Source organism: Streptomyces sp. NPDC013457 (assembly GCF_043089925.1).
Classification (GTDB): Bacteria; Actinomycetota; Actinomycetes; order Streptomycetales; family Streptomycetaceae; genus Streptomyces.
Genome location: NZ_JBICBL010000007.1, coordinates 45,750 through 63,874, shown reverse-complemented (window position 1 = coordinate 63,874; position 18,125 = coordinate 45,750). Strand labels below are relative to the sequence as shown.

Here is an 18,125-nt window from a genome sequence, read left to right as displayed (position 1 = left end):
CTCCTCGAATTCCGGCCGCACAACCGTTTGACGGATTTCCCCGACGTACAAACAGGCTTCCGGAAAGTCACCCTCCGGCAATAGGGCGGAAGGTCATCGGATTCTCCGACAGACGCCAGGAATAAACCCCGGTCTGAGACCTACTCCACATCACATCGTCATCACGAAGACACCGGATCGACCAAGGTCGACACTCACTCCCTGTAACGTCGATTGGGTGCGTACCGACATCTTTGCCCGGCTGGACCGGGAGCCGGAACCGCCGAAGATAGAGGTCCCGCGGATGACCCGCACGCGTCTCGCCCTCTTCGGCGGGACGCTGGCGTTCTATCTCGCCATCGTCGTGGCCGTGCTGCTCTCGACGTGGCTGGTGACCCTCGACTGGAAGATCATGCTCTTCCGGCCCTATCAGCAGTGGCCGGACCTGCACGCCTTCCTCGACTACTACGTCGTCCTCGGCCAGCGCGGTCCCACCGCCGTGATGGTGGCGGCCTGGCTGGGCTGGCGCTCCTGGCGCCAGCACACCCTGCGACCGCTGCTCACCCTCGGCGCCGCGCTCCTCCTGCTCAACGTCACGGTCGGCGCGGTCAAGCTCGGCCTCGGCCGCCTCGGTCCCCACTACGCGACGCAGATCGGCTCTGCCGAGCTCTTCGCCGGCGGCGATATATTTCCGTCCGGCCACACCGCCAACGCGGTCGTGACCTGGGGAATCCTGGCGTATCTGGCGACCACCCCGCGGGCCCGGCGCTATCTGTCGGCCCTCTCGGCCGTGGTCGCGCTGGGCGTCGGCCTGACCACCGTCTACATCGGTACGCACTGGCTGAGCGATGTGCTGCTCGGCTGGGCGGCGGGGCTGCTCATCCTGCTGGCACTGCCCTGGTGCGAGCCGCTGATCAGCCGCGTGGAGGCCATGGTCCTCAGCGCCCGCGACCGTCTGCGCGAGCAGCTCAGGGCCCGCCGCAGGCTGGTCCCGTCGCTGCCCGTCGCGACCGGTGGGCCGCGTCCGGCGATGTACTCGCCGCGTCCCGCGGCGACCGAGGAGCCGGTCCGGGAGGTCATCGGCGCCCGCAGCGGGCGGTCCGCCGGCACGCGCGGCGACGGCCGGCTCACCCCGCCGCTCACCGCCCCTCGTCCGCACACGGCGCACGCCGGGCACGGTGGACACACCGCGCACGCCCCACGCTCGGAGCGGTCGCCGGTCACCCCGGCCGGCAGCCGCCGCCCGCCGCACTCACGGCCGCTCACCGGCGGCTGAGCGCACGACCGCATGAGGAAGGGCCCCGGCCGTGGCCGGGGCCCTTCCTCATGCGGTGCGCGAGTCCGCGGCTAACCGAGCCAGCAGCGGGTGACGGAGCCGTCCGTCACCTCGAAGTTGATCCGGCCCTCCAGGTACTCCATCGTGATGATCGAGCCCGGAGGCAGCGAGCGGACCACGTCCCAGCCGTGGTCGCGGGCGAGCAGTTCGGCGTGCTCCTGGTCGAGCCCCACATAGTCTTCGGGCGGTACGGGGAACGTCGGCTTCGATGTCATGTGCCTCACGTTAGTCCCTTACCGGTCACGCTTGTGTCACAGCTTCTCGACATATGTTTGACACGAGCGCCGTCACCCGAAAGGGCAGTTTCCAGCCGATTCCCCGGTAATTCAAGGCCCGTTGAAACAGCCCCTCCGAGGGGTCACGGAATTCCGTTCCACGCCCTGGTCAGGGAAATTCGGAGGCGAACGACGCCCTCACGGTATTCACGATTTCCCCGCATGACGCGCACACGCTCGGCCGACCGGAGCAGTGCGTACGGCCGCCTCCCGTGTCCCCGCCCCCGGTGCGCGCATCATGTCCGGACGATTCGGAACCGGAGGCATCGATGGGCATCGACACCGCGGACGCGGCCGTCGAATCACCTCGGGAACGGCATGGTCGGGTCCTGATCGACTGGCTCACCACGACCGACCACAAGAAGATCGGCCACCTCTACCTGGCCACGTCGTTCCTCTTCTTCCTGGCCGCCGGGGTGATGGCGATGCTGATGCGGGCCGAGCTGGCCCGCCCCGGCACCCAGCTTCTCGACAACCAGCAGTTCAACCAGGCGTTCACGCTGCACGGCACGATCATGCTGCTGCTCTTCGCGACGCCGACCTTCGCCGGCTTCGCCAACGAGCTGGTGCCGCTCCAGATCGGCGCCCCCGACGTCGCCTTCCCGCGGCTGAACATGTTCTCGTACTGGCTGTTCCTCTTCGGCGGCCTGATGGTGGTCGGCTCGCTGCTCGTGCCGAGCGGGCCCGCCGCCTTCGGCTGGACCGCCTACGCCCCGCTCAACAGCCTGGAACGCTCCCCCGGCATCGGGCCCGACCTGTGGATCATGGGACTCGCGCTCTCCGGCTTCGGCACGATCCTCACCTCGGTGAACTTCCTGGCGACGATCGTCGGGATGCGGGCGCCCGGCATGACGATGTTCCGGATGCCGATCTTCACCTGGAACATCCTCTTCACCACGATCCTGGTCCTGATGGCCTTCCCGGTCCTGGCCGCGGCGCTGCTCGTCCTGGAGTCGGACCGGCGGTTCGGCTCGCTGGTCTTCCAGCCGGAGAACGGCGGGGCGCTGCTGTGGCAGCACCTCTTCTGGTTCTTCGGCCATCCCGAGGTCTACATCATCGCGCTGCCGTTCTTCGGCATCATCAGCGAGATCATCCCGGTCTTCGCCCGCAAGCCGATCTTCGGCTACACGACCCTGATCGCCGCCACCATGGCCATCACCGGGCTCTCGGTGGTGGTGTGGGCGCACCACATGTTCGCCACCGGGGCGGTCCTGCTGCCCTTCTTCTCCCTGCTGTCGTTCCTGATCGCCGTGCCGACCGGGGTGAAGTTCTTCAACTGGACCGGCACGATGCTCAAGGGCTCGCTCTCGTTCGAGACGCCGATGCTCTGGGCGATCGGCTTTCTGGTGTCCTTCCTCTTCGGCGGGCTGACCGGCGTCATCCTCGCCTCGCCTCCGATGGACTTCGCGGTCACCGACTCGTACTTCGTCGTCGCCCATTTCCACTACACGGTGTTCGGCACGGTCGTCTTCGCGACGTTCGCCGGTTTCACCTTCTGGTGGCCCAAGTTCACCGGGAGAATGCTCGACGAGCGCCTGGGCAAGATCCATTTCTGGACGCTCTTCGTCGGCTTCCACCTGACGTTCCTCGTGCAGCACTGGCTCGGCGCGGAGGGCATGCCGCGGCGGTACGCGGACTATCTGGAGGCCGACGGGTTCACCGCGCTCAACACGGTCTCGTCCATCGGCGCGTTCCTGCTCGGCGCCTCCACGCTGCCCTTCCTGTACAACGTCTGGCGCACCGCCAGATACGCGCCGAAAATCGAGGTGGACGACCCGTGGGGGTTCGGCCGCTCCCTGGAGTGGGCGACCTCCTGTCCGCCGCCCCGCCACAACTTCGACGCCGTTCCGCGGATCCGCTCCGAGGCCCCGGCCTTCGATCTGCACCATCCGGAGTTCGTGACCTACGAGCGGATGCGGCTCACCGCCCCGAGCGCTCCACGGCGCGAGAGAGCCGGTCCCTCAGAACCCTGACCCGGTCGTCGAGCTCCCTCGGGGCGACGACCTCGAACTCGAGCCCCAGCATCAGGACGTGGACGACCATGCCCTGCAGACTGCCGGCCCCGGCGCGCAGCAGACAGGTGCCCTCGCCCTCCGGCTCAAGGACGCCGTCCATCGGGCCGACGACCGTGGCGGCCTCGGCGAGCGGGACGTGCAGCCGGATCGTCGCCTCGGCCGCGTACGCGGCCCCGGAGACGCCCTTGGACACATAGGCGGCCAGGTCCTCGGCGGGCGGCTCGCGGGGCGGGAAGCGGGGTCCGTGGGGCGGCTTCGGTTCGATCCGGTCGACCCGGAACGTACGCCAGTCGGTACGGTCCACGTCCCAGGCGACCAGGTACCAGCGGCGTTCGGTGCACACCAGCCGGTGCGGTTCGACGGTGCGCCGCGTCGTGGAGCCGCCGTGGTCGCGGTACTCGAAGCGGAGCCGCTCGCTGTCCCGGCAGGCGTTCGCGAGCTCGGTCAGGACCGCCGGGTCGACCTGGGTGGCCGGGGTGCGCAGCATCGGCACGGTGAAGGCGTTGAGGGTACTGACCCGGCGCCGCAGCCGTCCGGGCAGCACCTGCTCCAGTTTGGCCAGGGCGCGTACGGAGGTCTCGCCGATGCCCTCGACGCCCTGCCCGGCGGCGGTGCGCAGTCCGACGGCGACGGCGACGGCCTCGTCGTCGTCGAGGAGCAGCGGCGGCAGCTCGGCGCCGGCGCCGAGCTGGTAGCCGCCGCCCGTGCCGGGGCTGGCGTTGACCGGGTAGCCGAGCTCGCGCAGCCGGTCGACGTCCCGCCGTACGGTCCGGGTGGTGACGCCGAGCCGTTCCGCGAGGTCGGTGCCGGACCACTCACGATGGGCCTGCAGCAGCGAGAGCAGGCGGAGCAGGCGTGCGGAGGTCTCCAACATGGCTCCGAGTCTGCCAGCCGTCGCGGACAGCCACTGTCCTCGACGGCTCAGCGGAACCGGCGGACGAGGACTCCGACCCGGCGCTTGAGCTCGTACCCGGCGTCGACCACCGTGCCGACCGCGCGATGGCGGGTCTCGCGGAACGCGCCGTGGGTGCGGCCGCTCGCGCCCCGGGCGACCAGCTCGGTCCAGATCTCCTCGTGGCGGGCCGCGATCCGGACCGGGTCGAAGCGTTCCGAGGCGGTGAGGGCGGCCCGCGCGGTCTTGGCGCGCAGCTCGTCGTCCTCGACGAGTTCGAGCAGGGCGCGGGCCACCGCGGAGACGTCGTCGACGGGCACGAGGCGGCCGTCGACCCCGTCGTCGATGATCTCGCGGGGGCCGTACGGGCAGTCGGTGGAGACGACAGGCAGACCGCACCGCATCGCCTCGACGATCGTCATGCCGAAGGACTCGCGCCGTGAGGTGACGGCGGCGATCGAGCCCTTGGCCCACTCCGGCTCCATCGGGTTGGCCGTGCCCATGAGGAAGACGTTCTCGCCGAGACCGAGCTTCTCGATCTGCCGGGCCAGCGCCTGCTTCACGTTGCCGAAGTGGTCGCCGGTGCCGTAGATCCGCAGCTTCCAGTCGGGGTGGGCGGCGGCCACCTCGGCGAAGGCGGCGACCAGCACGTCGTAGCGCTTGACCGGGGTGAGCCGCCCCGCCGCGACGACGACCTTCGAGGCGGGGTCGGCGGGCGGCACGCTCGGCGCGGGCACGCTGTTGGGCACCGCGTCGATCCGTACCCCGGGCAGCCGCAGCCGGGTGTGGTACGAGCGGGCGTCGGCCTCGGTGACCGTGGTGACGGCGTCGAGGACCGCGTACCGGTGCGCGATCTCACGGCGCAGCCGGAAGGTGTGGCCGTCCAGGATCAGGTGCTCCTGGCCGACGAGGACCGGGCCGCGCCGGGTCTGCCGCGCGAGGTGGACGTTGAGGCCGGGGCGGGTCGAGACCACCACGTCGGCCTCGACCGATGCCAGATGGGCGCCGATCCGGGCGTCGGTCAGCGCGCTGTACTGCTTCCACCGGCCGTCGCCGCGCGGAAAGACCCGGGCGGGCCGGGAGATGTCCGGGTGCGCGCCGTCGTAGTCGGCGCTGTCCTTGCGCAGGTCCACGAGGTGACGCAGGGTCACGCCGGCGGGGACGCTCAGGATCGGCTCGTTCCGGTGCCGGAAGACCGAGACGATCTCGACCTCGTGCCGCTCGGCGAGGGCGTGGGCGAGCGTGAACGTCGTCCGGATGGTTCCGCCGATGTGGTAGGCGTTGTGGAGCAGGAACGAGATGCGCATCGGACTGGTGGTTCCCCCGGCTCAAGTGGTGCGGTCGCTGGCGACTTTACGCGTCGGCCACGACCGGTTCACGTCCGGTGGGCTCAGGGCCGGTAGCCGAGTTGGGGGACGACGGCGCAGTTCCTGTTCATGTCGCCCTGGTCGACCCATCCCCGTCCGTCCTGCCAACGGGCCACGGAGAGACAGGTGTCACGGGTCTTCGGCGGCTCGGCGAGTTTCTCGAACCGGACGGGCAGCAGCAGGCCGCGGGCCGTGTACGGCTCCGGCCGGTTCATGAACTCCTCGACGCAGGCGCGGGTGAGCCGGTCCCCGCAGGACAGCGCCGCGTCCGTGAACCACATGGCGGCGGCCCAGCCCTCCAACTGCCACTGGGAGAGCGGCCGTTCGCCCATCGCCTTGCGGAACTCCCGTACCGCCGCGTGCCCGGTGTCCTCGTAGTTGCGGCTGGAGCCGGTGACGAAGAGCGAGGCGCGGCAGCCGGGGGTCCCGGCGTAGTCGCGCGGCACGGTCGAGGACCAGTTCTGCACGTTGGTCACCTTGGCGGTGACCTTGACGCCCAGCGCCTCCATCGCCTCGCAGAGCCGGACGTTGCCGTGGGTGTCCATGGCGTCGAAGACGAGGTCGGCGCCCTGGGCCCGCAGATCGGCCGCGACGGCGCGGAAGTTGGGCAGGGCGAAGTCGACCTGCTCCTCGACGACCCGGTACCCCTCGGCCCGCAGCCCGTCGGCGATCAGCCGGGCGTACGCGGTCGACGCGGCCTGGTTGTAGGAGACGACGGCGGCGGTACGGGCGCCGTGTTCGCGCTTGAACCAGCGGTAGACCTCGGTCCCGCCGTACAGGACGCCGTCCCAGCCGGGCATGTTCCCGGTGCGCGGGGCGAGGCTGCCGTAGATCCCGTACAGGTGCGGATAGGTGTCGTACGCCGGGGTGAGCGGCTGGCCTCCGATGTCGGGAACGCCGGCCTTGGCGACCAGCGGTGCGCCCGCGTAGTCGAGCGCGGTCGTGGCGACGAGCGCGAAGACCTTCCGCTCGTCGATCAGCCGGTGCACGCACTCGTTGTTGCCGACTCCGCTGCCGCCGTCGTCGCAGGTGACGACCTCGACCCGGCGGCCGTTGATTCCGCCGCGGGCGTTGAGGGCGTCGAACCAGGCCCGGGCGCCGTCGCGCGGGCCTGAGAAGGCGTCACCGCCGACGGGGCTGGTGGCGCTGGTGATGATGCCGATACGGAGCGGCTCACCGCCGGAGGGGACAGTGGCGGTGGGCCGCGTCTCGAACGCGCGCTCCGGGAGCCGGCTGCCGCACGCCGCGGTCAGGCCGAGCAGCGCGGCGAGGAGCAGCGTGCCTGCCGTCTCAGCAACCCGGAACCGTCGCACCGCTGAGCTGCGCCAGGCCGCAGAGGGTCTTCACGGAGACCTTCCAGGTGTCGTCCTGGAAGACGGACGTTCCCTGGGCGTCGGGCACGGCCGGGGCGCCGGAGACCAGCAGGTCGTAGGTCACCTTGGCATCGTTCGCCGAGGTGAACTCGATCGTCTCGACCTTCGCCGTGGCCGCCGCGGCGGCCTGGTTGGTGAGCAGCGCCTCCAGGGCCGGCCGCATCTGCTCGCCGTTCTCCAGCAGCTCCGCGCGCTCGGACGCCGGGGTGTCGGGGTCGAAGAAGTCGGTCCAGTTCTGGGTGATCTCCGCCCGGGCGGCGGCCGGGTCGGCCGGTTCGGCCGCGGCCGTCGCGGTCGCGGTGGACTCCGCGTCACCGCTGTCGCCGTCCCCGCAGGCCACGAGGGTCGGCCCGAGTACGAGGACCGAGGCGGCCGCCAGGGCCGCGATACGAGAGCGTGAGCGTGTGCGTCCCACACGTCGCTTGAGAACCATCTGGCTCACCACCGGGTGTCCGTCGGGGCCGGGCGCCCTGATGATTCCAGGGTGGGCCGATTAAGGGCATAGTGCAAGGAACATGGATAACAAGGGCGAGTCGCTCGGGGGGCGGAGGCGAGGAGGTCCCGTGCCGACATCCCGGGTACTGCTGTGGGCCGGCCTCGCGGCGGCGGCCGGCGGGGCGGTGCTCTGCGTCCTGGGGTGGTACGGGATCTCCGGCGAGCGGTTCGCCGAACGGCAACTGCCCTTCCTCGCCTCGTGCACGGTGCCGGGGGCGGCGCTGATCGTCGCCGGGGCGGTGCTGGTCGGGGCGGCGGGCCGGGTGCCGGTGCGCGGAACCGCCCCGCCCGCCGAGGCCCTCGAGGACACGGCCCCGCCGTCGTCCGAGGAGCCGCCGGTCCGGGTGCCGGGCGGGACACTCGCCCACCGGCCCGACTGCCCGCTCGTGGCGGGCCGGGCGGACGCCGAGCCGGCCGGGGACGCGGAGCTCGGCCCGTGTCCGGTGTGTGAGCCGTGGCCTCGCTGACGTACGACCTCACGCTCGCCGGACTCGCGGTCGGCAGCGCCGCGGCGCTCACCGGCATCGGACTGATCGTCACGTACCGCGCGACGGGCGTGCTGAACCTGGCGCACGGGGCGATCGCCATGGTCTGCGCGTACGTGCTGCGGCAGCTGGTGGTCGAGTGGGGCTGGCCGCTGTCCCTCGGCGCGCTGGTGACGCTCTTCGTGGTCGCTCCCGGAATCGGTCTGGTCCTCGACCGGACGGTGTTCCGGCCGCTGGCGCTCCTCGGTTCCAGCCCGGCGCAGACCCTGGTGGCCTCCATCGGTGTCTTCGTCCTCCTCGTGGGCGGTGCGGCGCTGGTGTGGGGCACCGGCGCGCGGGCTGACGCGCCGGTGCTGCTCGGCGACGACCCGTGGACACAGCTCGCGGCGGTGGTGCTGCTGGCCGTCGCCGTGGGGGCGGTGACCCGGTGGACCCGGTTCGGGCGCGAGCTGCGGGCGGTGGTGGACAACCGGCCGCTGGCGATGCTGGGCGGCATCGACGCGGACCGGGTCTCGGCGGCGGGATGGGCGTTCGGCGCTTTCACGGCGGGTCTGACGGGGGTGCTGCTGGCCCCGTACGTACGGCTCGACCCGTACGGGTTGCCGCTTCTCGTCCTCGAGGTGATCGCGGTCGCGGTGGTGGCCCGGATGCGGAGCCTGCCGGTCGCGATCGTGACGGCTCTCGCGCTGGGCGTGGCGCAGGCGCAGCTGACCCGGCTCCACCCGGAGGGGTGGGCGGGGCCGCTGGTGCAGGCGGTGGGGGCGAACCTCTTCGTGCTCGCACTCCTTGTGGCCGCCCTGGTCCTGCCGGGGGTCGCCGGGCGCGGCCAGGACGCGCTGCCGCCGCCAGCCGTCGCGCCCCGGACCGCGCCGGGCGTCTGGTTCACGGTCGGGGTGCTCTTCCTGCTCCCCGTGGGCTTCGCGGGAACGGATCTGCACACGGCGATCCAGGTCCCGGCGCTCGCGATCGTCCTTCTCTCACTGGTGGTGGTGACGGGCCGGGGCGGGCAGATCGCGCTCGGCCAGGCGGCGTACGCGGGCCTGGGGGCGCTGTTCACGGCGCTGCTCGCGGCGGGCGGTCTGCCGGAGCTGCTCGCGCTCGCGCTCGCGGTGCTGATCGTGGCCCCGCTGGGCCTGGTGACGGGGTGGCCGGCGGTCCGGCGCCACGGCCTGGCCCTGGCGCTCGCGACCCTGGCCGTCGGGGTGGCGGTGAGCCGGTTCGTCTTCGCGCAGCCGTACGCGACGGCCGGCCTGGAGCTCGGGCGCCCGGCGGGCTTCGCCGACGACCGCCGCTACTACGCCCTGGAGCTCGTGGTCCTGTCCTGCTGCCTCGTCCTGGTCGCGGCCCTGCGCCGGGGCCGCACGGGCCGTGCGCTCGCCGCCCTGCGCGACCACGAGGGCGGCGCGGAGGCGGCCGGGGTGCGGGTGAGCCTGCTGAAGATCCTGGCCTTCGTCCTGGGCGCGGCCCTGGCGGCCCTGGGCGGCGGCCTCCTCGGCATGGGCCTGCGCGCCTTCGACCCGGAGGCGTACGACCCGGTCCGCGGACTCCTCTGGTTCGCCGCGATCATCGTCCTTGGCGCGGACAGCCTCCTCTCCCCGCTGGCCGCGGCGGCCCTCCTCGTCGGCCTGGACGCGGGCACGAGGGGCGGCGTGGCGGCGGCCGCGATCGGCGTCCTGGCGGCTCTGACGGGCCGGATCCCGCCCCTGACGTCCTGGCTGCCCGCACGCAGGACACGGCCCTCGGCCAAGGCGGCGGCCGCACCCCGTGACGCTCCCCCGGCCTCCCCGCCCGGGGGCACGGGCGGTGCGGAGGGCAGGACCGGGCCGGGCAGGGCCACGGCCGCCGCGGCCGCAACCGGCCCGGCGAGCGGGAACGGCGGGGCAGGCGGGAACGGCGGGGCAGGCGGCAACCGCACGGCGGGCGCCCGCACCCCGGCGAGCGGGAACGGCACGCCAGGCGGCGACCGGCCGCGCCGTCGCCGGTCCGCGCGCGTCCCCGGCGCTGCCCCCGCGTCCGGCCCCGCCCCCGTGCGCGGCCCTGCTCCGGGCCCCGGGTCCGGCCCCCTCCCGCGGTCGGCGCCCCGGCTCCGTGCCCACCACCTCACCCTCACCTATCCCGGCGGCCTCACCGCCCTCAGGGATGTCAACCTCGACCTTCCCCAGGGCCAGGTCACCGCCCTGGTCGGCCCCAACGGCGCGGGCAAGAGCACCCTCTTCGACTGCATCGCCGGCACCCTGCGCCCCACCGGCGGCCGCGTCACCCTCGACGGCGCCGACATCACCCCACGCCCCGCCCACGCCCGCACCCGGCTCGGCGTCGCCCGTTCCTTCCAGCAGCTCGCCGTCTTCCCGTCCCTCACGGTCGAGGACAACGTCCGCCTCGGCGCCGAACAGGGCCGTCGCCGCTCCTCCGCGCAGGCCGAACAGGCCCTCCGCCTCCTCGGCCTCTCCGGCTCCGTCCGCCACCACCCCGCGGCCGACCTCCCGACCGGCACGCTCCGCCGTGTCGAGCTGGCCCGCGCCCTCGCCGGCGGCCCCCACACCCTGCTCCTGGACGAGCCCTCGGCCGGCCTGGACGCCGAGGAGACCGACGCCCTCGCCCGGATCCTCGCCGCCCTCGCCGCCGACGGCCTCACCGTCCTCCTCGTCGAGCACGACCCGGATCTCGTCGCCGGCGTCGCCCACACCGTGCACACCATGGAGGGAGGCCGGATCGTGTCATGAGCGTCGAGATCGCCCTGCGCGCCGCCCGCGTCCGCTACGGCCCCCTGGAAGCCCTGCACGGCCTCGACCTGCCCGTCCCGGCCGCGACCGTCACCGTCCTCGTCGGCCGCAACGGCTCCGGCCGCACCACCGCCCTGCGCGCCCTCGCCGGCACCGTTCCCCTCGCCTCCGGCCGGGTCCTGTGGCGGGGCGCCGACGTGACCCGCCTCCACGCCCACGCCCGTGCGCGGCGCGGACTCTGCCTCGTACCGGATCTGCGGGCGGTGTACGCGACACTCACCGTCGCCGAGAACCTGGACCTGGCCCCCGGGGACCCGGAGCGGGCGCTGGCGGCCTACCCCGAGCTGCGCCCCCTGCTCGCGCGCCCCGCCGGCACGCTCTCCGGCGGGGAGCGCCGGATGCTCGCGCTCTCCCGGGCCCTGGTGACCCCCGCCCAAGTGGTCCTGGTCGACGAACCGTCCCTCGGCATGTCCCCCGCCGTGTCCGCGCGTACGTACCGGCTGCTCGCCGCCCTCGCCCGGCCGGGCGGCGCCGCCGTCGTGCTCGCCGAGCAGCGGCCCCCGCCCGGACTGCCGTCCGGCACGCTGCTGTACGAACTGCGCCGCGGCTCCCTCGCGTTCAGCGGGGAGGCCGCCGAGTTCACCGCAGGACGGTGAGCGGTGCGATCCGCAGCATCGTCCCGACGAGGAGCCGGTCCGGGTCCGCTCCGACGACGCTCCGGTTCGCCTTGTACAGCGCCTGCCAGCCACCCGCGATCCTGAACCGGCGGGCGATCGAGCTGAGGGTGTCGCCCGGCTGGACCACGTGCGCCCGCCCGCTCAGCCCGTACCGCTTGGAGCAGACCGGCCAGGCTCCCCACCCCTGGGTGCGCAGGACCTCCTCCGCGATCGTGATCTGCTGCGCGCGGGTCGCCAGGTCGGCCCGCTTCGCGTACCGCAGTCCGCCGTGCCCCTCCCAGGTCGGCTGCCAGAACTGGAGCCCGCCGTAGTAGCCGTTGCCGGTGTTGATGTGCCAGCGACCGCCGCTCTCGCACTCGGCGACGCAGCCCCACGGCCACTGGTCCTTGGCGCAGGCGTACGCGGGGACCCCGGCGGGGGCGGGGACGCGGGCGGCGGACTGGTGCGGGGCATGTGCCTCGGCCGGCGCGGGGACGAGGGCCATCAGCGCCGCGGCGGACGCACCGGCCGCCCACAATCTGATCTTCGACATCGCGGCAGGCTAGGCAGTGGAGAGGCCCTCAGGTCCCGTGCCGCGCGGGAGGACGCGCATCACCCACCCGGTCGGAGTCACACAAGTTGCCGCACCCGGACGCGTGACCCCGGCCGAGCCTTCCCCGTTGAACTCGGCATGAGACGAGCCGGGAACCGCCCGGCGTCGCACGCACCGAGTCCAGGGAGTCCCCCGTGCCGCGCATGCTCGACGTCAGCGAGGACGTACGCGCCGAGATCGGCGACGAAGAAGCCGACCGGCTGCTGGCCGGCGACAACGCCCCGGGCAGCTACGACTGCACCTCCTGCCGCACGCCGGGCGACTCCGAGCAGGAGCGCACGAGCACGGTGCTGTTCGTCGGCGAGGAGACCGCGGTCCTGGCGTTCGCCCACGCCAGCTGCATCCCGTCCCAGGTGGTGAAGGTCGCCGAGGAGCAGCTCCAGGGCGCCGTCCGCTCCATCGCGGCCACCGACGCGGCGGACGAGCTCAGCGCCGCCCACCCCGAGCAGGCGGTCCTGGGGGTCACCAGCGGCCTCGTCCTGATCGAGGGCGAGCTGCACCCAGCCCTGGTCGTCGAACCGACCGCGCCGGTCGCCCGCCCGGGCACCGACGGGCTGAGCGACGAGTTCCTGCCGCTCCTGATCGAGCAGGGCTTCCAGCCGATCTCCGACGTGAACCAGAAGCCGGGCACCCTCCCCGGCTGGTCCGTGCTCGTCGCCATGGGCCAGCTGCACTCCGTGCTCCAGCCGGGTACGGGCGGCACCGGCCAGGCCGCCTGGTGGCAGGCGCACCAGCCGCTCCAGGTCACCGAGGGCTGGCGCGCGGCGGCCAACAAGTCGCACACGGTCCTGGTCTTCGCCGCTCCGGTCGGGTCGATCGGCCAGCAGCCGCGCGAGGACCTGCTGCGGGACGCCCTGGAGAAGGCCGCGGCCAACGGGCGCCTGGTCGCCGCCGCGATGCCGCTGGCCGGCACGTGACGGAGCACGGGCGTACGGGCATAGGACCGGCGTGGGTCCCCGTGGGTCCGACCGTGCCCAGGTCCCGGCGGCCTTCTCTTTCGGAGAGCCGCCCGCATCCGACGGAGGGCGGGGTCGTTGGCACATACGTGCACACATACGACCCACCCCGCCAGCCCTATCCGAGTCAGATCCCGTCCATGCGCCCGGCGCAGGACGTCACCGCAGGCCAGTCGGCCACGCCGATCTACGACGCTCTGTACTCGGAGTACCGCCGGTCCTTCCGCACGCTGCCGGGTGACCGCAGCGGCGAGGAGGATCTCGGCTTCCGGGCCTTCGGGACGCCGGTGAGCGCGGGGTTCTACGGGAGCCACGGACACCGGCCCGCAGCGCATCCGGTGGCGTGGTCGGCGCAGCACCACGTTCCGGCCGCCCTTCCGGCGGCCCTCCCGCCGGGCCCCCGCAGGGGCCTGTAGGGGCCGGCAGATCCCGGGAGTCTCCCGGAGGAGCACACGTACGGCGGAGGGCCGGGGCACATCGCCCCGGCCCTCCGCCGTACCCGTGCCCACGGCACTCACGCCATGGCTACTTCTTGCGGCCGCGCTTCTCGCGGACCCGGACCGAGATGTGGATCGGCGTGCCCTCGAAGCCGAACTCCTCCCGCAGCCGGCGCTCGACGAAGCGGCGGTAGCCCGCCTCCAGGAAGCCGGAGGCGAAGAGGACGAACCGGGGCGGCTTGGTGCCCGCCTGCGTACCGAACAGGATGCGGGGCTGCTTGCCGCCGCGGATCGGGTGCGGGTGGGCGGCGACCAGCTCGCCGAGGAAGGCGTTCAGCCGGCCGGTGGGGACGCGGGTCTCCCAGCCGGCGAGCGCGGTCTCGATGGCCGGGACGAGCTTGTCCATGTGGCGGCCGGTCTTGGCGGAGACGTTGACCCGGGGAGCCCAGGCGACCTGCTGCATCTCCGTCTCGATCTCGCGCTCCAGGTAGTAGCGCCGCTCCTCGTCGAGCTCGTCCCACTTGTTGTAGGCGATGACGAGCGCGCGTCCGGACTCGACCGCCATCGTGATGATGCGCTGGTCCTGGACCGAGATGTTGTCCGTGGTGTCGATCAGGACGACGGCGACCTCGGCCTTCTCGACCGCGGCGGCGGTCCGCAGGGAGGCGTAGTAGTCGGCGCCCTCCTGGAGGTGGACCTTCTTGCGGATACCGGCGGTGTCCACGAACTTCCAGGTCTTGCCGCCGAGCTCGATCAGCTCGTCGACCGGGTCGCGGGTGGTGCCCGCCAGCTCGTTGACGACCACGCGGTCCTCGTTGGCGACCTTGTTCAGGAGCGAGGACTTGCCGACGTTCGGGCGGCCGATGAGGGCGATCCGGCGGGGGCCGCCGATCGCGTTGCCGAAGGTCTGGGCGGGGGCCTCGGGCAGGGCCTCCAGGACGGCGTCGAGCATGTCGCCCGTACCGCGGCCGTGCAGCGAGGAGACCGGGTACGGCTCGCCGAGGCCCAGGGACCACAGGGCGGTGGCATCGGCCTCGCCCGAGGGCCCGTCGACCTTGTTGGCGCAGAGGACGACGGGCTTGCCGGCGCGGCGCAGCAGCTTGACGACGGCCTCGTCGGTGTCGGTGGCGCCGACGGTGGCGTCCACGACGAAGACACAGGCGTCGGCGGCCTCGATGGCGTACTCGGCCTGGGCGGCGACGGAGGCGTCGATGCCGAGGACGTCCTGCTCCCAGCCGCCGGTGTCGACGACCTTGAAGCGGCGTCCCGCCCACTCGGCCTCGTAGGTCACGCGGTCGCGGGTGACGCCGGGCTTGTCCTCGACGACGGCCTCGCGGCGGCCGATGATCCGGTTCACCAGGGTCGACTTGCCGACATTGGGGCGGCCGACGACGGCGAGGACGGGGAGCGGGCCGTGCCCGGCCTCCTCGATCGCGCCTTCGACCTCCTCGATGTCGAAGCCCTCTTCCGCGGCGAGCTCCATGAACTCCGCGTACTCGGCGTCGCCAAGTGCCCCGTGGTCGTGCTGGTCGTTCATGAAGTCCGTTCCTTGATCATTCGTGGTCGGTGGGTCCCCGGGCCCCGGGGCCCACTACTCAGAGTCTCGCTCAGCGCCCGGTGAGGCGCCTGGCGTCCTTCAGGTGGCCGGTCAGCCGCTCCTGAATACGTACGGTGGCGTCGTCCAGCGCCTTGCGGGTCCGCCGTCCGCTGCCGTCCCCGGCCTCGAACGCGTCACCGAAGACGACGTCGACACGGCTGCGCAGCGGGGGCAGTGCCTTGACCAACCGTCCGCGGCGCTCGGAACTTCCCAGGACGGCCACCGGCACGATGGGCGCCCCGCTGCGGACGGCGAAGTAGGCGAGTCCTGCGCGCAGGGAGGCGAAGTCGCCCTCGCCCCGGGTGCCCTCGGGGAAGATCCCGAGGACGCCGCCCTGCTCGAGGACGCTCAGCGCGTTCCCTATCGCGGCGCGGTCGGCCGTGGACCGGTCGACCTTGAGCTGCCCGATGCCCTCCAGGAAGGGTCCGAGCGGCCCGACGAACGCTTCCTTCTTGATCAGGAAGTGCACCGGCCGGGGGGCCGTGCCCATGAGCATGGGGCCGTCGATGTTGTGCGCGTGGTTGACGGCGAAGATGACGGGTCCGGTGGCCGGCACACGCCAGGCACCGAGGACGCGCGGTCTCCACAGGCCGTACATCAGCCCGATGCCGATACCCCGCCCGACCGCGGCGCCCCTCAGGGAGGGCTGTGTCACTGCGCGGCCGCCCTCTTCTCCTCCACCAGCGTCACGACGCACTCGATGACCTGGTCGAGCGTCAGCTCGGTCGTGTCGACCTCGACCGCGTCGCCGGCCTTGGCGAGCGGGGAGGTCTTACGGCTGGAGTCGGCCGCGTCCCGCTTGATCAGGGCCTGCTGGGTGGCGGCCACGTCGACGCCCTTGAGCTCGCCGGAGCGGCGGGCGGCGCGGGCCTCGGGGGAGGCGGTGAGGAAGATCTTGAGGTCGGCGTCGGGGAGGACCGTGGTGCCGATGTCCCGGCCCTCGACGACGATGCCGCCCTTGGCCTCCTTGGCGATGGACCGCTGCAGCTCGGTGATCCGGGCCCGGACCTCGGGGACGGCGCTGACGGCGCTGACCTTGGAGGTGACCTCTTCGGTACGGATCGGCCCGGCGGCGTCGACGCCGTCGACGGTGATCGTCGGCCGGGCCGGGTCGGTGCCGGAGACGATGAAGGGCTTGGCGGCGGCGTTGGCGACGGCCTCGGCGTCGCCGGTGTCGACGCCGTTGCTGATCATCCACCAGGTGATCGCCCGGTACTGCGCACCGGTGTCCAGGTAGCTCAGCCCCAGCTTGGCGGCAACCGCCTTCGAGGTGCTCGACTTGCCCGTGCCGGAGGGCCCGTCGATGGCGACGATCACGGTTTCCACGGTGGGGAACACCTTCCTGGGGTGAGCGGGTGCGGCCTCGCGGACATGCGCGGCCTACACAAGGTTACCGAGTCCCGGGAACCCGTTCGGCCGAGCGGTCGCGGACGGCCCCGGGCACGGGGCCGCCCCGGCCCTTCGTCACCCCTGCCTGAGCGCCCAGCCCCGTTCCCTCAGAGCCGCGCCGAGCGTGGGGGCCGCGGCGGGCTCGACCATGAGCTGGACGTGCCCCGCCTGCTGGCCCGTCGCGTGCTCGATGCGGACGTCCTCGATGTTGACGCCCGCCCGGCCGGCGTCCGCGAAGATGCGGGCCAGCTCGCCGGGCTGGTCGCTGATGAGGACGGCGACCGTCTCGTACTGCGCCGGCGCCGCGCCGTGCTTGCCCGGGACCCGTGCGCGCCCGGCGTTGCCGCGGCGCAGGACGTCCTCGACGCCGCTCGTGCCCTCGCGGCGCTTCTCCTCGTCCGTGGACTGGAGCGAGCGCAGCGCCCGGACCGTCTCGTCGAGGTCCGCCGCGACCCCGGAGAGGACGTCGGCGACCGGACCGGGGTTCGCCGACAGGATGTCGACCCACATGCGCGGGTCGGAGGCGGCGATCCGCGTGACGTCACGAATGCCCTGCCCGCAGAGCCGTACCGCCGTCTCGTCCGCCTCCTCCAGCCGCGCGGCGACCATCGAGGAGACGAGCTGGGGGGTGTGCGAGACGAGCGCGACCGCGCGGTCGTGGGCGTCCGCGTCCATGACGACCGGGACGGCGCGGCAGAGCGCGACCAGCTCCAGGGCCAGGTTCAGGACCTCGGTGTCGGTGTCGCGGGTCGGTGTGAGGACCCAGGGCCGTCCCTCGAAGAGGTCCGCGCTCCCCGCCAGGGGGCCGGAGCGCTCCTTGCCCGACATCGGGTGCGTCCCGATGTAGGCGGTGAGGTCGAGCCCGAGCGCCTCCAGCTCCCGCTTCGGGCCGCCCTTGACGCTCGCCACGTCCAGGTAGCCGCGTGCGACCCGCTCCCGCATGGCGGCGGCCAGGGTGGCGGCCACGTGCGCCGGGGGTACGGCGACGATCGCGAGGTCGACGGGCCCCTCCGGCGCCTCGTCCGTACCTGCGCCGAGCGCCGCCGCCGTACGCGCGCGTGCCGGGTCGTGGTCGCGGAGGTGGACGGCGATGCCCCGCCCGGCGAGCGCGAGCGCGGCCGAGGTGCCGATCAGGCCGGTTCCGATGACGAGCGCGGTTCTCACTGGGCGATGTCCTTGCGCAGGGCGGCCGCGGCACCGAGGTACACATGCGCGATCGCGGACTTGGGCAGCTCCGACTCGACGTGGGCGAGGAGGCGTACGACCCTCGGCATGGCACCCTCGATGTCCAGTTCCTGCGCGCAGATCAGCGGCACGTCGACGATGCCGATGCGGCGGGCGGCCGCGGCCGGGAAGTCGCTGTGCAGATCGGGCGTGGCCGTGAACCAGATGCTGATCAGGTCGTCGGCGGTGAGCCCGTTGCGTTCCAGGACGGCGGTGAGCAGTTCCTCGACCTGCTCACTCATGTGTCCGGCCTCGTCCCGTTCCAGCTGGACGGCGCCTCGGACCGCTCGTACCGCCACGTCGTGCTCCTTAC

18 protein-coding genes are annotated in these 18,125 nt (G+C 72.8%); 7 read left to right on the top strand and 11 right to left on the bottom strand.

Going from position 1 to position 18,125, the window contains the following annotated elements; genetic code table 11:
* Positions 1-217: 217 nt before the first annotated feature.
* On the top strand, positions 218-1,255 hold the full coding sequence (locus ACF1G2_RS19770; protein WP_391799513.1) for a phosphatase PAP2 family protein: 1,038 nt from the start codon (positions 218-220) through the stop codon (positions 1,253-1,255).
* A gap of 71 nt (positions 1,256-1,326) precedes the next feature.
* On the opposite strand, the gene ACF1G2_RS19765 is transcribed toward ACF1G2_RS19770, so the two are convergent.
* Complete coding sequence (locus tag ACF1G2_RS19765; protein ID WP_391799512.1) at positions 1,327-1,530, bottom strand: I78 family peptidase inhibitor; 204 nt, start codon at positions 1,528-1,530, stop codon at positions 1,327-1,329.
* Between the two features lie 329 nt (positions 1,531-1,859).
* On the opposite strand from ACF1G2_RS19765, the gene ctaD reads away from it, so the two are divergent.
* Positions 1,860-3,563 (top strand): cytochrome c oxidase subunit I, encoded by a 1,704-nt coding sequence (gene ctaD / locus ACF1G2_RS19760; RefSeq protein ID WP_391799511.1) that lies wholly within the window; start codon positions 1,860-1,862, stop codon positions 3,561-3,563.
* On the opposite strand, the gene ACF1G2_RS19755 is transcribed toward ctaD, so the two are convergent.
* The 4 genes from ACF1G2_RS19755 to ACF1G2_RS19740 form a co-directional block, all read right to left on the bottom strand.
* Positions 3,511-4,479, bottom strand: coding sequence for a helix-turn-helix transcriptional regulator (locus ACF1G2_RS19755; protein WP_391799510.1), 969 nt, complete (start codon positions 4,477-4,479; stop codon positions 3,511-3,513). The two genes, ctaD and ACF1G2_RS19755, sit on opposite strands and share 53 nt — an antisense overlap.
* Before the next feature lie 47 nt (positions 4,480-4,526).
* Positions 4,527-5,804 carry a glycosyltransferase gene (locus ACF1G2_RS19750; protein ID WP_391799509.1) on the bottom strand — a complete coding sequence of 426 codons (1,278 nt, stop codon included), beginning with the start codon at positions 5,802-5,804 and terminating at the stop codon, positions 4,527-4,529.
* Positions 5,805-5,887: 83 nt separating this feature from the next.
* Positions 5,888-7,177, bottom strand: coding sequence for an ABC transporter substrate-binding protein (locus tag ACF1G2_RS19745; RefSeq protein ID WP_391799508.1), 1,290 nt, complete (start codon positions 7,175-7,177; stop codon positions 5,888-5,890).
* The gene (locus ACF1G2_RS19740; protein ID WP_391799507.1) at positions 7,155-7,652 is read right to left on the bottom strand and encodes a hypothetical protein; all 498 of its coding nucleotides are present in this window, start codon (positions 7,650-7,652) and stop codon (positions 7,155-7,157) included. Before ACF1G2_RS19740 ends, ACF1G2_RS19745 begins: the two co-directional genes overlap by 23 nt.
* Before the next feature lie 148 nt (positions 7,653-7,800).
* Between ACF1G2_RS19740 and ACF1G2_RS19735 the strand changes: the two genes are divergently transcribed.
* Genes ACF1G2_RS19735 through ACF1G2_RS19725 form a run of 3 tightly spaced genes read left to right on the top strand, consistent with a single transcriptional unit; the run spans position 7,801 to position 11,596 of the window.
* Positions 7,801-8,199 carry a hypothetical protein gene (locus ACF1G2_RS19735; RefSeq protein ID WP_391799506.1) on the top strand — a complete coding sequence of 133 codons (399 nt, stop codon included), beginning with the start codon at positions 7,801-7,803 and terminating at the stop codon, positions 8,197-8,199.
* Complete coding sequence (locus tag ACF1G2_RS19730; RefSeq protein ID WP_391799505.1) at positions 8,187-10,940, top strand: ATP-binding cassette domain-containing protein; 2,754 nt, start codon at positions 8,187-8,189, stop codon at positions 10,938-10,940. The genes ACF1G2_RS19735 and ACF1G2_RS19730 overlap by 13 nt, the downstream gene beginning before the upstream one ends.
* Positions 10,937-11,596, top strand: coding sequence for an ATP-binding cassette domain-containing protein (locus ACF1G2_RS19725; protein ID WP_391799504.1), 660 nt, complete (start codon positions 10,937-10,939; stop codon positions 11,594-11,596). The genes ACF1G2_RS19730 and ACF1G2_RS19725 overlap by 4 nt, the downstream gene beginning before the upstream one ends.
* On the opposite strand, the gene ACF1G2_RS19720 is transcribed toward ACF1G2_RS19725, so the two are convergent.
* Positions 11,580-12,149: a transglycosylase family protein gene (locus ACF1G2_RS19720; protein ID WP_391799503.1), complete on the bottom strand. Its 570-nt coding sequence runs from the start codon at positions 12,147-12,149 to the stop codon at positions 11,580-11,582. The two genes, ACF1G2_RS19725 and ACF1G2_RS19720, sit on opposite strands and share 17 nt — an antisense overlap.
* 194 nt (positions 12,150-12,343) lie before the next feature.
* Here ACF1G2_RS19720 and ACF1G2_RS19715 point away from each other — a divergent pair, with 194 nt between their 5' ends.
* On the top strand, positions 12,344-13,126 hold the full coding sequence (locus ACF1G2_RS19715) for a hypothetical protein (RefSeq protein WP_383226320.1): 783 nt from the start codon (positions 12,344-12,346) through the stop codon (positions 13,124-13,126).
* A gap of 128 nt (positions 13,127-13,254) precedes the next feature.
* Positions 13,255-13,581: a hypothetical protein gene (locus ACF1G2_RS19710; protein WP_391799502.1), complete on the top strand. Its 327-nt coding sequence runs from the start codon at positions 13,255-13,257 to the stop codon at positions 13,579-13,581.
* 109 nt (positions 13,582-13,690) lie between these two features.
* Here the strand turns inward: ACF1G2_RS19710 and der are convergent, their stop codons facing one another.
* From der to aroH, 5 genes are all read right to left on the bottom strand, one after another.
* On the bottom strand, positions 13,691-15,139 hold the full coding sequence (gene der, locus ACF1G2_RS19705; protein WP_391799501.1) for a ribosome biogenesis GTPase Der: 1,449 nt from the start codon (positions 15,137-15,139) through the stop codon (positions 13,691-13,693).
* Positions 15,140-15,209: 70 nt separating this feature from the next.
* The gene (locus ACF1G2_RS19700) at positions 15,210-15,797 is read right to left on the bottom strand and encodes a lysophospholipid acyltransferase family protein (protein ID WP_391799837.1); all 588 of its coding nucleotides are present in this window, start codon (positions 15,795-15,797) and stop codon (positions 15,210-15,212) included.
* A 53-nt stretch (positions 15,798-15,850) separates the two neighbouring features.
* Positions 15,851-16,537 carry a (d)CMP kinase gene (cmk, locus tag ACF1G2_RS19695; protein WP_391799500.1) on the bottom strand — a complete coding sequence of 229 codons (687 nt, stop codon included), beginning with the start codon at positions 16,535-16,537 and terminating at the stop codon, positions 15,851-15,853.
* Between the two features lie 126 nt (positions 16,538-16,663).
* Positions 16,664-17,752, bottom strand: a complete 1,089-nt coding sequence (locus tag ACF1G2_RS19690; RefSeq protein WP_391799499.1) for a prephenate dehydrogenase — start codon at positions 17,750-17,752, stop codon at positions 16,664-16,666.
* The gene (aroH, locus tag ACF1G2_RS19685; RefSeq protein ID WP_383179229.1) at positions 17,749-18,111 is read right to left on the bottom strand and encodes a chorismate mutase; all 363 of its coding nucleotides are present in this window, start codon (positions 18,109-18,111) and stop codon (positions 17,749-17,751) included. Before aroH ends, ACF1G2_RS19690 begins: the two co-directional genes overlap by 4 nt.
* Between the last annotated feature and the right edge of the window lie 14 nt (positions 18,112-18,125).

What these genes read in the sequence shown, in the direction of transcription:
- ACF1G2_RS19765 (WP_391799512.1), bottom strand. Translation starts at nt 1,530, where the DNA reads ATGACATCGAAGCCGACGTTCCCCGTACCGCCCGAAGACTATGTGGGG.
- ctaD (WP_391799511.1), top strand. Translation starts at nt 1,860, where the DNA reads ATGGGCATCGACACCGCGGACGCGGCCGTCGAATCACCTCGGGAACGG.
- ACF1G2_RS19755 (WP_391799510.1), bottom strand. Translation starts at nt 4,479, where the DNA reads ATGTTGGAGACCTCCGCACGCCTGCTCCGCCTGCTCTCGCTGCTGCAG.
- ACF1G2_RS19750 (WP_391799509.1), bottom strand. Translation starts at nt 5,804, where the DNA reads ATGCGCATCTCGTTCCTGCTCCACAACGCCTACCACATCGGCGGAACC.
- ACF1G2_RS19725 (WP_391799504.1), top strand. Translation starts at nt 10,937, where the DNA reads ATGAGCGTCGAGATCGCCCTGCGCGCCGCCCGCGTCCGCTACGGCCCC.
- ACF1G2_RS19720 (WP_391799503.1), bottom strand. Translation starts at nt 12,149, where the DNA reads ATGTCGAAGATCAGATTGTGGGCGGCCGGTGCGTCCGCCGCGGCGCTG.
- der (WP_391799501.1), bottom strand. Translation starts at nt 15,139, where the DNA reads ATGAACGACCAGCACGACCACGGGGCACTTGGCGACGCCGAGTACGCG.
- ACF1G2_RS19700 (WP_391799837.1), bottom strand. Translation starts at nt 15,797, where the DNA reads ATGTACGGCCTGTGGAGACCGCGCGTCCTCGGTGCCTGGCGTGTGCCG.